Annotated in this window: 11 protein-coding genes; 8 read left to right on the forward strand and 3 right to left on the reverse strand. The window is 43.6% G+C overall.

Features of this window, described 5'->3' with window-relative positions:
• Positions 1–1134, reverse strand: coding sequence for a fused PTS fructose transporter subunit IIA/HPr protein (gene fruB, locus LNL84_RS05470; protein WP_244355720.1), 1134 nt, complete (start codon positions 1132–1134; stop codon positions 1–3).
• A 310-nt stretch (positions 1135–1444) separates the two neighbouring features.
• On the opposite strand from fruB, the gene cra reads away from it, so the two are divergent.
• Positions 1445–2422, forward strand: a complete 978-nt coding sequence (cra, locus tag LNL84_RS05475; RefSeq protein ID WP_244355721.1) for a catabolite repressor/activator — start codon at positions 1445–1447, stop codon at positions 2420–2422.
• A gap of 304 nt (positions 2423–2726) precedes the next feature.
• Entirely contained in the window at positions 2727–5501 is a 2775-nt protein-coding gene (locus LNL84_RS05480; protein ID WP_244355722.1) for a M16 family metallopeptidase, read from the forward strand.
• A 63-nt stretch (positions 5502–5564) separates the two neighbouring features.
• On the opposite strand, the gene LNL84_RS05485 is transcribed toward LNL84_RS05480, so the two are convergent.
• Positions 5565–5738 carry a hypothetical protein gene (locus tag LNL84_RS05485; protein ID WP_244355723.1) on the reverse strand — a complete coding sequence of 58 codons (174 nt, stop codon included), beginning with the start codon at positions 5736–5738 and terminating at the stop codon, positions 5565–5567.
• A gap of 220 nt (positions 5739–5958) precedes the next feature.
• Here LNL84_RS05485 and LNL84_RS05490 point away from each other — a divergent pair, with 220 nt between their 5' ends.
• Positions 5959–6960 carry a LacI family DNA-binding transcriptional regulator gene (locus LNL84_RS05490; protein ID WP_244355724.1) on the forward strand — a complete coding sequence of 334 codons (1002 nt, stop codon included), beginning with the start codon at positions 5959–5961 and terminating at the stop codon, positions 6958–6960.
• Between the two features lie 594 nt (positions 6961–7554).
• A complete protein-coding gene (locus tag LNL84_RS05495) occupies positions 7555–10125 on the forward strand; it encodes a glycoside hydrolase family 3 protein (RefSeq protein WP_244355725.1) in 2571 nt (856 codons plus the stop codon).
• A 70-nt stretch (positions 10126–10195) separates the two neighbouring features.
• Here the strand turns inward: LNL84_RS05495 and LNL84_RS05500 are convergent, their stop codons facing one another.
• Positions 10196–10942: a type 2 periplasmic-binding domain-containing protein gene (locus LNL84_RS05500; RefSeq protein WP_244355726.1), complete on the reverse strand. Its 747-nt coding sequence runs from the start codon at positions 10940–10942 to the stop codon at positions 10196–10198.
• 533 nt (positions 10943–11475) lie between these two features.
• Here LNL84_RS05500 and LNL84_RS05505 point away from each other — a divergent pair.
• The 4 genes from LNL84_RS05505 to LNL84_RS05520 are packed head-to-tail and all read left to right on the forward strand — an operon-like array spanning position 11476 to position 16098.
• Positions 11476–13119: an ABC transporter substrate-binding protein gene (locus LNL84_RS05505; protein WP_244355727.1), complete on the forward strand. Its 1644-nt coding sequence runs from the start codon at positions 11476–11478 to the stop codon at positions 13117–13119.
• Positions 13120–13172: 53 nt separating this feature from the next.
• Positions 13173–14147 carry an ABC transporter permease gene (locus tag LNL84_RS05510; RefSeq protein ID WP_244355728.1) on the forward strand — a complete coding sequence of 325 codons (975 nt, stop codon included), beginning with the start codon at positions 13173–13175 and terminating at the stop codon, positions 14145–14147.
• 8 nt (positions 14148–14155) lie between these two features.
• On the forward strand, positions 14156–15148 hold the full coding sequence (locus LNL84_RS05515; RefSeq protein WP_244355729.1) for an ABC transporter permease: 993 nt from the start codon (positions 14156–14158) through the stop codon (positions 15146–15148).
• The gene (locus tag LNL84_RS05520) at positions 15145–16098 is read left to right on the forward strand and encodes an ABC transporter ATP-binding protein (RefSeq protein WP_244355730.1); all 954 of its coding nucleotides are present in this window, start codon (positions 15145–15147) and stop codon (positions 16096–16098) included. The genes LNL84_RS05515 and LNL84_RS05520 overlap by 4 nt, the downstream gene beginning before the upstream one ends.
• The last annotated feature ends 5 nt before the right edge of the window (positions 16099–16103 follow it).

Below are 16103 nucleotides of genomic sequence, written 5' to 3' on the forward strand. Positions count from 1 at the left end.
TTAACCTTCGCCAAGGCCAGAGGCAATAGCGCTGCCAATGGCTTTTAGTGCTTGAGGAGCATCAGGGCCTTCTGCAGAGAACTTCAATTCATGACCGTGTTTTACGCCAAGGGCGATTACTTTCATCAAGCTCTTCGCATTGACCGCTTGGCCGTCTCCATTTAGGTTTGATACCTTGATGGTGCATTCAAATTTCTTAGCTTCTGCTACCAACATCGCACCGGGGCGAGCGTGCAAACCATGCGCGTTCTTGATCTTAAACTGAGCAACATTGCCGTCAGAAGCATCAGCACTTGCCACTCCTTCACCAGTGAAGAAACCCAATACTTGTTCTGAGGATAACGACAGCAAATTCTTTTGCTCTTGCTTAAATACTACTTCAGTGATCGTGTTGAGCATCGATTGGTGAGCGTTGTTACAAGCTGCGAATGCGATCAAAGCATGTACTGGTGTACCGTCTAACTCACATTGATTGTTGGTTGAAACAAACGCCATGCCAGTGCGAGTGACGGCTTTGTTGCTGCTCACTAGCCACAAACCTTTACCTAGGTGAGTAGGGGACTTAGTCACAAGATCTGCAACGAACTCAGTTCCAGCACCGCCAGTATTTTTTAGCAGGCCACCAGCGACAGCGGCCATTTGAACCATATCGCTGGCTGGGAAGTTGAGCTGAATGAGCGATGCATCAAAATCGGCTTCAAGCTGAACATCACCATTGAGTAGTGCAATGATCTCATTGGTTGACTTGGCTTGCTTTAATTTCTGCTCTACACCATCGGCAGAAAGCACTTTGGTGAGCTGCTTTAAAATGCCAAGGTGCTCATCAGACTTTGCGGCAATACCTATAGCGATATAAGCTGTGTTGCCATCACCCCAATCAACGCCATTTGGAAAGTGGTGGACAGCGACGCCAGTTTCTTTTACTAGGTCACGAGTGTCGGTTGTGCCGTGTGGGATCGCGATGCCATTGCCTAGGAAGGTCGAGTTTTGATCTTCACGATCAAGCATTCCATCAACGTAACCGTTTTCAACGAAACCTTTCTCGGTTAGGTCAGAGGCGATCAATGTGATAGCGCTGAGTTTGTCGTTTGACGACTGATTTAGTTTGATATTGTTACTGTTTAGTTGAAGCATGTTCGCTCACCTATTTATTCTGGTTCTCTAATCGACTTAGCAGCGTTGCTTAACGCGCCACTGAATCGGTTCAGCAAATTGTTTAAAAAAATTCAGCAAACCGTATTCACTGTAATAGTTTTACTGTGACCTTCGCCTAGAGTTACGTTCTAGTTAGCACTTTAGTGTAAATATAGGCCAGCTTTCAAAACTGTGAACTTTGCTGAATCCTTTCAGCTTTTATACTGAACCGTTTCAGCTTATAATTCAACTTCATGACATTAGAGATGTAAATTTATATGATCCACAACACAAAAATAGGGATCACCATATGACACTAGATGAAATTGCAAAATTGGCGGGAGTCTCAAAAACCACGGCCAGCTATGTTATCAATGGTAAAGCGCAGAAATATCGAATTTCACAAAAAACACAACAGAAAGTCATGTCAGTGGTTCAGGAGTACAATTACCGCCCCGACTTGGCTGCGTCGTCATTAAGGGCAGGACACACGCGGTCATTTGGCTTGATTATTCCTGATCTGGAAAACACCAGTTATGCACGGATCGCAAAAATCTTAGAGCAGAATTCTCGTAAAGCTGGCTATCAGATTTTAATCGGTTGTTCAGACGACGATCCTGAAACAGAACGGAAAGTGACAGAAGCTCTGGTTTCGCGTCGCATTGATGCTCTTTTTGTCGCGAGCTCTATCCCCAATGCCAGCGAATACTATCTCGATATTCAAAACTCAGGGACACCTGTTATCGCGATAGACCGTCCGTTAGACGATGAGCATTTTTGCTGCGTGATCAGTGAAGATTTTGGTGCGGCTTTCGAACTGACAAAATCAGTGATTAAGCCGACAACCCAGACGGTTGGTCTTATCGGCGCTTTACCCGATCTCAATATCTCAAAAGAGCGAGAACTAGGTTTTGCATCCGCTGCTAAAGAACACGGAATTCAAAGTTGCTTAGGTTATGGTGATCACTTTAATCGAGAAGAAGGTAAACGAATCTTTCTGTCCTGGGTTGAGGCAGACACCGTTCCAGATGCACTTGTGACCACTTCTTATACCCTGCTTGAAGGCGTGCTAGACGTGTTGTTAGACAACCCGGAGTTAACCACGAAAATCAAGCTAGCAACTTTTGGTGATAACCGATTGCTCGATTTCTTGCCGATCAAAATAAACTCACTTCCCCAGCAATTTGAGGTGATCTGCGACAGCGCTTTGGCGTTAGCGCTCAATGCATCGGCAAAGCGTTACCACCCAGGTGTAGAGTTAGTACCTCGTAAAATTCAAGTTCGTTAGTTCCGCGATAGTACAAGATCTTTGATGTGATCCTGTACTATCTTGAAGTGCCGATTTGACAAAGTGTCATGGTGCTTTGTAGAGCGCGAAGTGAATTAGACATTAGCAGGAATCTTACGTCACAATAACTCAAATACGCAGACTAGTAAGCATAGCCACAAGAAATTATATATTCAAATCCTTATTAATCAGTAAGTTATTAAGTTAAACTGCTTGCATATTACTAACTGCCGAGCTTTAATGTATATCATCTTGTAAAGTCGTAAAGACTATGACAATAACGCTATCATGAAGGAAGGCAGGTATGCGAAAGCTTAATTGGATATTGGCGAATGTCGTTATATTGCTGACCCTTATCCTAGTTGGGTGTAGTGATGAGAGTCGGTCGACTTCTATACAGATTGACCCCGACTGGAGTTCAACCAAGCTTACCAATGGCATGCAGTTGCATGCTTTTAACAAGCCTGAAGAGGCAATCTCTCTACGACTGGTGGTCCACGCTGGAAGTATGCAAGAGAGCAAGGATCAAGTTGGTTACGCCCATTTTCTGGAACATTTGGCTTTTTCAGGTTTTCTAGAGCAGGATAAGCGGCGAAACCAAGCTTTTGAAAGCGCGGGTATTCAGTTTGGAGTCGATCAAAACGCGTATACGGACTACGAGTTTACGGTTTATGAACTCGATATTCCAGACGACAAACTTATCGAACCAGCTTTTCAGTGGATGCGTCATATCGCATCTGGCATTCAGTTCTTGCCACAATCCATCGCAACTGAGCAGGGGGCCGTACTAGGGGAGTTTCGCCAGCGTTTGCCTAATGCCCGGCCTTATAGCCTCAAAAGCTATGAACATTCAATCGACACTACGCCTTTCTCTAAACGGGATCCTCTAGGGACTATTGACTCAATCAACCATATCGATGTTGAAGAGCTGCAAAAATTTTACCATAAGTGGTATCAACCGCAGAATATGGAGTTGGTCGTTGCGGGTGATTTGAGTCAGGTGGATATTTCACTGCTATTTGCGCAGTTTTTCGCTGAATTACCCGAGGGCGATACTCCACGCCGACCCAGAACGACGATTAACGATTTGACAATGACACCATTTGTGACCGGAAAAATACCCGGAGAGTCGTCAGTCTTTGAGCTGGTATTCTCTGTTGATGGTTCAAGTATCGATACGTTAGAAGCACAACAGCGCTACTGGTATACACAGTCGGTGGGGGATGCCATTTATAATCGCCTTTCTGATGAGATTGCGCGTAGTCATATACCCACTTCCTGGATAGAGGTACTGGATTTTAAAATCGCGCAGAATGGTCTACTGATTGTCAGTTTGGGCTTTGATGAGCAACATCGTACTGCATTACAACAAATGTTAGTCAAAGTTTTAGGGGAAATGAGAGACCATGGGATCCATAAAAATGAGTTTCTTTCAGTAAAAAAACCATGGCAGCAATTACTCGATGATGCAGCTATTGATAGAGAAAACATGGACTCGGTGCAACATGTTAATGATCTTATTTACGATATTGAACAGCAACAACCAACTCAATCACAGGCTCAGTATGTAGAGAATCTGGCGCAGTTTATCAGCGCGTTGCAGCATTCAGACCTCAATGCTCAACTCAAAACGGTCTTGGCAAACACGCCAACAGTGTTCATTAATGCGGATGTGTCGGACATCAGCAATCAGTTGGCGTCTATCAATGGCATTGAAAATAGGTACAAGCAGGCAACCAAAAAACCGATTAAAGTCGCACTTAACCAGGATCTACCACAACCTGACAGAATTGGCACGATACTGGCGACCGGCGCTCCGACGGATGATATGGTTTATTGGAAGCTGAGTAATAATATAGAAGTCCTTTATCTACAACAAAAACAAGCAGGCAGTAGTATTTATGGTTGGCTTTCTTCACTTGGTGGTATTAAATCTTTAGAGCCAAACGAGTATGCAGCAGCGCGCTTATTACCAGAACTCGTCAATAGGGGAGGCATCGGTGATATTTCGGATGATGCACTGGTCAGTATACTCAGGAAAAGCAACAGTTGGCTTGAGATGTTTGTTGAAGACACCCAACACGGTGCCGTGTTTCAAAGCAATGAAGAAGGCCTGGTTGAAACGCTAAATATCATCAATGCAGGCTTCATGGCTACTAAGGTGAACACTGAATTGTTGTCTGTTGCTAAGCAATCGGCAGCTGATGAGCTAAGTCGGTTACAAGAAGACCCTGTTTACGCTCTATGGGATGATGGCAGCAAAGATGTCATTGTTGAAAACAGTTTTTTGATGTCAAGTAGTGAAGCAGATATTAACAACGTTAATGATAAACAAATTCAAGTGGCATACCAAAAGCTGTTTAGAAATAACACGGGGTTTAAACTGTTCCTAGTCGGCGCAAAGGATGCAAGCTCGATAGAGGCAGCAATACGACAATATATAAGTAGCATCGCGTTTGAGCAATTCATACCTTATCAACCTCAGCATGCCTATAAACACATAAAAGAGGATTTTGTGCCGCAACAGATCATTCGCAGAGACACTGCTATTGATGGTAAAACGCAAATATTTGAATGGATTGTGTCTGAGAGAAGCGAGCCGCGCACCGCGAAGCAAGTGTTTGCTGAAGACATGTTATCGCGTATTGCCAGCGAGCGTGTATTTTCGCACCTTAGATCCGAAGAAGGTTTGGATTACTCGCCTTCGGCGTATTTTCTATCTCCCGATGGTGGCGGTATTGATTTCTGGTGGTTGCAGGCCCATGTAGAGCCCAATGATGAAAAAAGAGCCATGAGCGCGTTTAGTCGTGTATTAAGTTCGTTAGCTCAGGGAGTGACGCAATCGGAAAGGGACAATGTCGTCAAACAATTGATCAACGATCTAAACGCACTTCCTGATAATCCACAGCAATATGGCTGGATGCTAAATCGATATTGGCTAATGGGTTACGATTATCATCGATTGGTTCATTATGAGCAGACGGCAAATAGCGTCACATTAGAGGAGCTAACAGCATTGTCGAAAAAGATTTTCGGTGAGGCAGCGAATAAAATGACGCTCATCGTTCACCCAAAGTGACTGGCTAGTCGTTAATAATAAAAGAGTGCATAGCGCCGTTAATAGAGATGCACTCTTTTTCGATTACTGTGAAGAGCAGTTAAGATCACCCAAAATGGTGCAAACTTCCTTTTCGTGCTGCGCTTGAGCTTCCATTTTATTGCCAATTTCTCTGTTATTTCGATCTTCATTGGGGGCAGCACACCCAGAAATAATCAGCGCCAGTAATGCCGTGAAACCGATTGTCCTTATGGTCATCGCTTAGATATCCTTTTTGTTTCTATTCGTTACCGATACTAACACAAGCATTGGCTGGCTCAATAGGTAGCTAACTGTGTGGTCACTATTTGTGCTTGTAATCTTGGCTATTTGTTCGATAGAGTGTTGGTCCGATAAATAGTTAATATCAATCACCTCTTCAGCGGTAAATTACAGAATCAATCGCGACCCGACCAATGATGAAACGACCAGAGCCAATATGACGCAAAAAAAAGCCACCATTTACGATGTTGCAAAGATAGCAGGTGTTTCGCCAAGTACTGTTTCCCGTTACCTAAATCGGACGTCTTATATTGCGAAAGATAAAGTTGATGCAATTGAAAAGGCGATATACGAAAGTGGTTTTAAACCGAAAGAACGCAAAGCTCAGCCTAAAACGAAGCGCAACATGAAAATTGGCGTTGTCGCGCCGTCTTTCGATACTCCATATGTTAGTCGTATTTTGTTCGGTATGGAGCAGAAGATGCACAATCACAGCTATGACATCATTATTGAAACGACTAACTGGGAGGTTGAACGTGAAAGCTTGGAGATGAAAGATTTGATCGACAGAAATGTCGACGGTCTTATTATTGTTGGTGGGGAGCTTAATGAAAATGAAATCGTAGAGATCGTAGGTAAAACACCGACCTTACTTATGTGTCGACGGGGTAAAGGGTTACTGCCTCTGATCAATGTCGACAACGAAATGGGAGGTTATATGGCGACTAATCATCTGGTGCAACAAGGCCATAGAAAAATACTTCATGTCGCTGGTTATGACTACAATATTGATGGTCAACAACGTTACAACGGTTATTTACGCTCACTAGAAAGTGCGGGAATAGCAATTGACGATGCTATGGTCATAGAAGGTGGTTTCGAATCAAAGCTATCCTACGACAATACACTGAAAGCTATTCAACAAGGCATTGCATTTTCAGCAATCTTTGCTGCAAATGATCTCTCTGCTTTTGGCGTGATTCAGGCGTTGCATCAAAAAGGCTTAAGGGTTCCTGAAGATATATCGGTTATCGGTTTTGATGATTTACCCATTAGTGAATACTTTATTCCTCGACTAACGACAGTACGCCAGCCATTTGCTGAAATGGGTGAGATTGCCATTCGTTATTTGTTGGATCTGCTCAGCGGCAATATACCTCAATACGATATCCCACCAGTTGAGGTTGTAACTAGAAAAAGTACTATGGACTTAAAGTAGTTTCACAGTAACTAATTGTTAATATGCGTTTTAGTGACAAAATTCGCCAATATATTTCATCATGTAAGGTGTTTATGTGCGGTCATCCCTATTTTTATCAATTGGCAAAAAGTTACCAATCCAGTGTGACTTTGATCACAAACATAAACGACTTACGAAGCTAGTATCTCGCAGATATAAAAGGAACGCAGCGCATTAGCACCAATGCGCTCAAAGTGAGCTTTCCTTGGTCTAATTAGAATAAAGGAATAAATATCACTCATTGGATTATGTACCAAGGTTGCTCAAATATCTTCGCAATGACTCTGTGTTCGATTTCCTCATAGTTTGTCCAATAAACGACATTAACGGATTGTTGAAGAGTAAGCTCAAGCCATTGGGACAGCGCTTTTTGCCTGATGAACTAACCTCTATGCTTATTGTATCGATTAATGTCGTGTTCTTAACTTAATAAATGAGCGTGAAGTGAGCTCTCGACATAAGCAAGAAGGTCATCAGCCGACCATTTTATATACATCAGTTAATTCAACCAAGAAGGTTAACGACACAGTTGATCGTTGCCAGTATTAAAATTTAAATTTTAGGAACAGTAAGATGCCGCTAACACCTCCTTATTTCTCAGATTGGCCAAAAATCGAATCTGCGATCAAGAAAGACGACGCGATTGAACGTGATATTGCCAAGATTATTGGGCAAATGACGGTAGAAGAAAAACTGGGTCAGATGATTCAACCCGACTTACGCGGTGTAACTCCAGCTGAGATGACTCAGTACAAGTTAGGTTCGATATTAAACGGCGGTGGAGCCTGGCCAGGCGAAAATAAACACGCTAGTGCACAAGACTGGGCATCGAAAGCGGATGAATTTTGGCTTGCGACAGAAGAAGTTTTTAAAGACAGACCTTTTCGCATCCCCTTTATGTGGGCCACTGATGCCGTACACGGACACAATAACGTATTTGGCGCTACGGTATTCCCTCATAATATCGGCCTTGGCGCGGCACGTGACCCTGAACTGATAAGACGCATTGGTGACATTACAGCCAAAGAAATTGTAGCGACTGGCTTAGATTGGACCTTTGCCCCAACCGTTGCAACGCCAAGAGACTTGCGTTGGGGTCGAGTTTACGAAGGTTATTCAGAAGATCCGGAGATCACCTACGCATACGCCTCTCAGATGGTACATGGTTTACAAGGTAGTGCAGAAGAGCTAAAAGGTGATAAGCACGTTATTTCGAATGTGAAGCACTGGGTTGGCGATGGCGGCACATTAACAGGCATAGATCGTGGGGTGAATGCTTATAGTGAGGATCTACTGAGAAATATCCACGCTATGGGATACTTCAGTGGCCTTGAAGCGGGAGCTCAAGTGGTGATGTCTTCGTTTAACACTTGGGAACAACCAGAGAATTATGACTTTGCACCTGAAGAAGGTGAAAGTTATAACTTCAAAATTCATGGAAGTCGTTACTTATTAAATGATGTTTTGAAGGACAAAATGGGCTTTGATGGTCTAGTTGTCACGGACTGGCATGGTCATGCTGAAGTGAGCAAGTGCAGCGATGGTGATGCAACGTACGCCATCAATGCAGGTAACGATATTTTAATGGTTCCGGTTCATAAGCATTGGATCGAGGTTTATCATACCGCTTTAAAAGATATTCACAGTGGTAAGATCCCAATGACACGTATCGATGATGCAGTCACGCGTATTCTGCGAGTGAAAATGCGCGCTGGGTTATGGGATAAACCGATGCCGTCGCAACGTTCGTTAGCAGGCAAGCAATCGGTTTTAGGGTGTTTGGAACACCGAGAAGTTGCCCGTGAAGCAGTGCGTAAATCAATGGTTTTATTGAAGAACAAAGATCAATTATTGCCTCTGAGCTCAAAGCAAAAAATCATACTCACAGGTAGCGCTGCCGACGATTTACAAAAACAGTCGGGTGGCTGGAATCTAACCTGGCAGGGTGATGAAAATACTTTAGATGATTTTCCGGGAGCGACGACAGTACGAATGGCACTGACTGAAGAACTAGGGGCGGATAATGTAGTGTTCGACCCTGAACTAAATAGTGACGTCAAGGCCGGGGATGTGGTGGTTGTCGTGACTGGTGAAGACCCTTATGCCGAGATGATGGGCGACATTAAGGCGTGGCAGACATTAGAGTTTGGTAAGTTAAAACGCAGTTATCGTGCCGATGTGGAAAAAATTCATAAACTGCACCGACTTGGCGCCAAAATCATTACCATCTTCTTTAGTGGAAGACCTCTGTACCTTAATGAAGAAATCGCGAAGTCGAGTGCGTTCGTTGCTGCGTGGTTGCCGGGCAGCGAAGGCGAAGGAATCATCGATGTTCTTGTCGGTGATGAAGACGGAAAGCCGCGCTATGACTTTCAAGGGAAATTATCTTATAGCTGGCCGAATAAAAAGTGCAGCACAACAGTTAACCGCATTCCAGAGCACATACCAAATTATGTGGTGCCAGATTTGGAACAAGATCCAAACGGAAACCACGCACCCTTGTTTGAATATGGTTATGGCCTCAACTACAGCTCTTGTCTGCAACAAGCCAACCTTGACTCTCTCGTATTAGACATAGTGGGGAGTGAGGTACCCGGTGAGGCACATGATGCACTGGAATTATATGGTGTAAAATCCACTATTGGTGATTTCCAAATGAAGGTTGCTGATTTTACACATTGGATTGGCACCGATGTATCTCGTAACAACCCTATGACTCTAGAGGGCATAGATACCACACCCTACAACTATCAGCAGCAACAAGACGCCGTTGAGCTCGTGTTTAAGGGAGTTTTCGCCGCAGCCTACATTCAGACAACTGATGGTGGAGTCGAAAATCTTGATGGATACAGCTCGGACAAGGGTGCTTTAAGCTTTGAAGTTAAAGTGACAGAAGCACCAACAAAACCGGTTTATCTGGCACTACAGAAATGGATCGAGAATAAGTTGTCTGATGACGTTGTTACAGTAGATATCACATCAGAACTTTTAAAAGCCGTTGGTGAGTTTAAAGAAGTGTCGGTACCGGCGAGATTGTTTGTTGAACAAGGAGTGGACTTGGCACGCCTAGATACCCCGTTTATGTTGTTTACTGAGGGGCAACTTAAAACGGTGGTTGCAAATGTGCAATGGTTGAACCGATAACGGTGAGGCAGAGAGTAAAAACAGCGCTAACAGGCGCTGTTTTTTATGGTGTTGATGAACGGAATCTGCACTATAAAAACGGGTTGGCCAGCGTAACAGATTGTCGTTGTTCTAGCGCCAGTTCTTGCTCAATTTCTCCAAAATAGCGTTGATAAAGATCGTCAAAACGACCACTTTCAATAAGAGCTTTAAAGCCATACGATAGACGCTGTGCAAGTTCAGGTTTATCTGCATTGACATAAAAGACAAGTGGGAAAGGGTACTCGATTTTAATATTGGGAGCCATGACGATCTTATCTTTCTCTTTGACCATATTGTTGTAGATATCTATGGCTTCATTGGCACCAAAACACGTGAAGTCAAATTCATTGTTCAACAAGCGGTCAAACACGTCTTCAAACAACCCTTCTTCCACGACATTAAAGTTATTTTGCCTAAATAGCTCTGCATCTACCCATGTGGCAGGTATGCCTATTGAGCACTGTCGCAACGTATCTTCAGTTGTAAATGAACCTGAATCTTCCGCCCTAACAAACAAGATTCGCTGTCCTAACAGGGTCTTGGTGGCGGAATAGGGCAATTCGATAAAACGTTTCCCCTTGAATTTCTGGTTACCTTTAACCGTTACTAATACATCACAGCCATTGTCTAAAATAGCGCCTTCATCCTTTGCATCCGGGTAGTCAGTATCATCACGTTTGACTTTAAATGGGCCGTGATTGACAGTCGTGACATCGAGTATGGCGAGCAAGAGTTCATACTCGTACTGCTGACGATATTCTGACTTGTTACCATTCCAAAAATTGATGTACTCCAAGGGTTACTTCTCCAGTAAGCGGTTTCCTGATGCCTATAGTATCAGCCTGTTACTATCGTTCAAATAACAGTGTGTGAAAAAGAGATAACTGGAGCCAATAACATTTCAATTCTCAATAAAACAGTGACTTAACATTTATCACTACACCCTTTGATATGGTCGAAAACAATAACAAAGATGCTTTTATGAACGAATTAAAATAAAAGCGCTTTCAGAAAGGTTATGGTGATCACAGATTTGAAGGTGATGAAATGGTGAGCTATTTTGAACGTAACTCACTGATTAAACAGATTATTTTTATGTTTGTTTTTGGTGTGAATAAAGGAGTTTGATTTTAAGTTATTGTTTTTGTTAATTTTTTTTAGTTGTGATCTTGGTTGTCTTTCTAGCTGTGTAGTTTGTTGAGCGTCGCGGGTTTGAATATGATTGTCCCAAGAAAGCGCTTTCTCGGCAATTTACCCCCTAAAGATGTATGCCTTGTTTGCTAGAGAAAGTAGCGCTTCTACTTGACTATTATACTAAAGGATAGAGTGATGCAAAAAAGAACATTAATCGCCTCAGTAATTTGTGGAGCTATGTTTGCTGGTAGCGCGGTATCTGCGCAAGCGGAAGAAATCAAGCAGGGCGGTACACTTACTGTGCCAATCATCAACACAGGCTTTGTCGACAACTTCAACCCTTACACGACAAAAGATTTACTTCACGGCGTTATGTTTGAACCATTGATGGTTTTCAATAACATGACAGGCGAAACTAACTGGCGTCTTGCTGAGTCAGCTGACTACTCAAGCGATCTAAAGACAATTACCGTTAAACTACGCGATGGTTTGAAATGGTCAGATGGCAGCAAGCTAACAGCAACAGATGTAGCTTTCAGCTTCAACATGACAAAAGACGCGCCAGCGTTTGACCAAAAAGGTATTTGGTCTGCGAACAACCTACAAGCTGTAACAGCAGTTGATGACACAACAGTCACTTTTGAACTGAATCAAGCAGATTCTACGTTCATTTGGGATCTATCTGCTTACCACATCGTTCCTGCTGCTGTTTGGAGCAAGGTTGATGATTTAACAACCTTTACTAACCCGAATCCAATCGGCAGTGGCCCAATGACGACGGTAAAGTATGTTAAAGCGCAACAACTTGAGCTATGTCGTAACGAAAACTACTACCTAGAAAACCGTCCTTACCTAGATTGTATTACTTATCGTTCATACAACGATAACTCGCAAATTCAACCTGCACTAATTAAAGGTGAGATTGACTGGGGTTCAAACTTCATCGCCGATATCGACGCGACGTATGTTAAGCAAGATCCACAAAACCACCACTACTGGTACCCAGCAAAGGATGCGATTCATCTTTACGTGAACACCAAAGAAAAGCCATTTAGCGATCTTCGCGTTCGCCAGGCTCTATCAATGGCCCTTGACCGTGAAGCGATCGTTGATATTGCAGCGTACGGTTACCCAACAGCAAACTTCAACGCAGGCGGTATCGGTGAGCTATACAAAACGAGCATCGACAAAGATGTAACGTCTAAGTACAGCCACCTCACTGAATTTAACCCAGAAAAAGCGATGAAGCTGCTAGATGAAGCGGGTATCAAAGATCGCAACGGTGATGGCTTCCGTGATGATGAAACAGGTAAAACGGTTGAGTTTGACATTGAAGTAGTTAACGGTTGGACAGACTGGATTCAAGTGGTTCAAATGGTCACTGAATACTACGAAGAAATCGGTATCAAAGCGAACGTGAAGACCGTCGACTGGGCCGTTTACGACAGCAACTTGAAAGACAGCAACTATAAGATGTCTATCAACTGGTCTATGGTGGCGACGAACCCAATTATTGCATACAAAGAGTACTTCTCTACATCACGTATCGGTAAAACATGGCACGCTGGTCACGGTGTACACAGTCAAAAGATTGATGATCTAATCGATAGCTTCGGCCAAACAAACAAAGCAGAAGAACAGCAAGATATTCTCACTGAGCTACAAGAGTTTACTGCTGAAAACTTGCCGTTTATCCCACTATTCTCAAATGCAACTTGGTTCCAATACAACACTAAGAAAATTGTTGGCTGGCCAAGTGAAGAGAACCCATACGTTCACCCTGATTGGTATCACGGTGGTAAGCGCGTAATCATTCTAAATAACCTGCACCTTAAGTAAGTCTAATATTTTGGGGCTACAACATGTGTAGCCCCTCATTAAAAGGTATTGTTATGTCGTTTCTAGCTCGCCGGTTTGGCTTTTATTTTACAGCGTTTATTATCGCTATTTCTTTTAACTTCATGCTCCCACGTTTGATGCCTGGTGACCCTGTTGATGCACTTTTTGCCGCAGCACAAGGTCGTATGGATCCGGCACAAATGGACGCGGTGCGTGAAATGTACGGATTTGTTGATGGCAACATCTTCGTTCAATATCTCTCATACATCAAAAGTGTCTTTACTCTTGATCTTGGTCCTTCTGTATTAATGTTCCCTGTTGGCGTTTCAGAAGTGATTGCCATGGCGCTGCCTTGGACTATGTTTTTAGCGTTGGGCTCATTGATAGTCGCCCTAATTATTGGTGTAAGTATCGGCACATACGCATCGTATCACCGTGAAGGCTTCTTTGGTCAGGTCGTACCACCAGTACTCGCTTTTATTAGTAACTTCCCTTATGTTGTTACCGCCCTTTTATTGTTTTACTTTTTTGGCCTGAAGATGGAACTACTGCCTCTGGCCTATACTTATGATCCGTCATTGGATCCTGGATTTACATGGGAATTTATTTCCAGTGTAGCAACACACGCTATATTGCCTGTCGGTTCCATGGTTGTAGTAGGTATATCCACTTGGGTATTTAATATGCGTAACGCCATGATTAACGTACTCGGTGAAGATTACGTGACTATGGCAGAAGCAAAAGGCTTGAGCGGTTTCAGAGTGATGTATCGCTACGCAGGTCGAAACGCAATCCTTCCGGTAGCAACTGCTATTGCAATGGCGATTGGCTTCTCGTTCGCGGGTTCTATCATGACGGAAGTAGTATTTAACTACCAAGGTCTGGGCAACATTCTTCTCAAAGGAATCATTGCTCGTGACTATCCTCTGATACAAGCAATCCTTCTTATCTTAGTAACAGCCGTTTTGACAGCAAACTTTATCGCTGATCTCTTATATGTCTGGCTAGACCCACGTATTTCTAATTAGGGTGAATCATGGACAAGTTAATTGAAGCTCACAAATACTCTCAAGGCCCTAACATGGCTTCTAGAGAACCAAAATTTTCAAAGAAAAACATTAAGAAAGTACTAGGAAAGGTCTATGCCTTTTTCTATGGTAACCCTCCAGCAATTATTGGCGGCTTGTTACTGTCAATCGTATTAGCAGGCGCTATTTTTGCGCCAGTTTTAGCAAGCCATGATCCTAATAAACGTGTTGCTCGCCCACATGTCGCACCAAGCGCAGAGCATGTTTTAGGGTCAACTCGAAGCGGACGAGACGTCTATAGCCAAGTACTTCACGGTGCAAGAAAGTCACTAACGGTAGCATTAACCGCAGGTGTGATTGCGATGACAATCGCCGTACTGGTTGGTGTTTCTTCGGGTTACTTCGGTGGCAAAATTGACGACCGATTGAACTTTTTGACCAACGTGTTCTTGGTTTTTCCGCAGCTCCCATTGCTCATAGTACTCGCGGCATTCTTAGGGCAGGTGGGGTCCCTCGTTATTACGGTGTTACTCGGTATAACCTCCTGGCCATGGGGCGCAAGGGTAATACGTTCGCAAACAATGGCTATTCGTAATAAAGAATTCATTATTTCAGCAGAAGTGATGGGCGAGAAGAAAATCAGAATTATTCTGGTAGAAATCTTACCAAACCTTATCTCTATCGTATTTGGCGGATTCTTAGGAACTGTAATCTACGCAATGGGCGCAGAAGCAGGTCTCGGTATCTTAGGTTTGGGTGATGCAACAGAAGTAAGCTGGGGTTCAATGTTGTACTGGGCACAAACGTCATCTTCGCTTTATACAGGCGCATGGTGGGAGATGTTAGTTCCGGCAATGGCTTTGGCTATTACGGGCGGTGCATTGGCACTAATTAACATGTCTATTGACCAGGTAAGTAACCCGAAACTGCGTACGGGTCCACACATCAAGCTATGGCACCAACTTAAGAAAAAAGCTGATAAGAAAAGAGGTCTAAGATGAGCACACTACTAGAAATCAATAATTTGTGCGTGGACTACGTATCGCCAAATGGTGTAGCTCGTGCCGTAAACAACGTAAGCTTGAAAATTGCGGAAGGCGAAACCGTAGGTATCGCGGGCGAGTCTGGTTGTGGTAAAAGCACGCTAGCATTTGCTATCTCTCGCTTACACAAAGCTCCGGCTCTTATCTCTGAAGGCGAGATACTTTATAAAGGCGTTGACGTTCTTAAAATGAACGAGAAAAAGCTTCGTGAGTTTCGCTGGAATGACGTTTCCGTCGTATTCCAAAGTGCAATGAACTCGCTTAACCCGGTAATCACGATTGGCGAGCAGTTAACGGATGTTATCCTTGCTCACAAAAAAGTGACTTATAAGCAAGCCTTTGATAAAGCCGTCGAGCTTCTAAATGTGGTTGGTATCCACGGCGACCGTATGGGCAGCTTTCCACACCAATTAAGTGGTGGTATGAGACAGCGTGTGGTCATCGCCGTTGCTCTAGCGCTTGAGCCTAAACTCATCATTATGGATGAGCCGACTACCGCACTGGATGTGGTTGTTGAGCGTGAAATCCTCAATGAGTTGTACGACTTAAAAACCAAGTTCGGTTTCTCTATTTTATTTATCAGCCACGACTTGAGCTTGATGGGCGAAATTGCAGATCGCATTGGCGTGATGTATGCCGGTAACCTCATTGAGCTGGGCGAAGCACAACAAGTATTTGGGGCTCCTGAGCATCCGTATACAAAAGGCTTAGTCGCTTCATTCCCGACTATCCATGGGCCTAAAGAAAGGTTGTACGGTATTCCAGGTAACCCAGTCAACTTACTTAATATCCCAACTGGCTGTAACTTCCAAGAACGTTGCTCGGAGTGTGCAGAGCAATGCCGAACGGCAGAGCCGTCATTAACGACTCACGAAAGTGGCCGTTTAGTTTCTTGTCATATGGTTTGAGGGTA

It is taken from the genome of Vibrio gelatinilyticus, assembly GCF_022836845.1.
Lineage (GTDB): Bacteria > Pseudomonadota > Gammaproteobacteria > Enterobacterales > Vibrionaceae > Vibrio > Vibrio gelatinilyticus.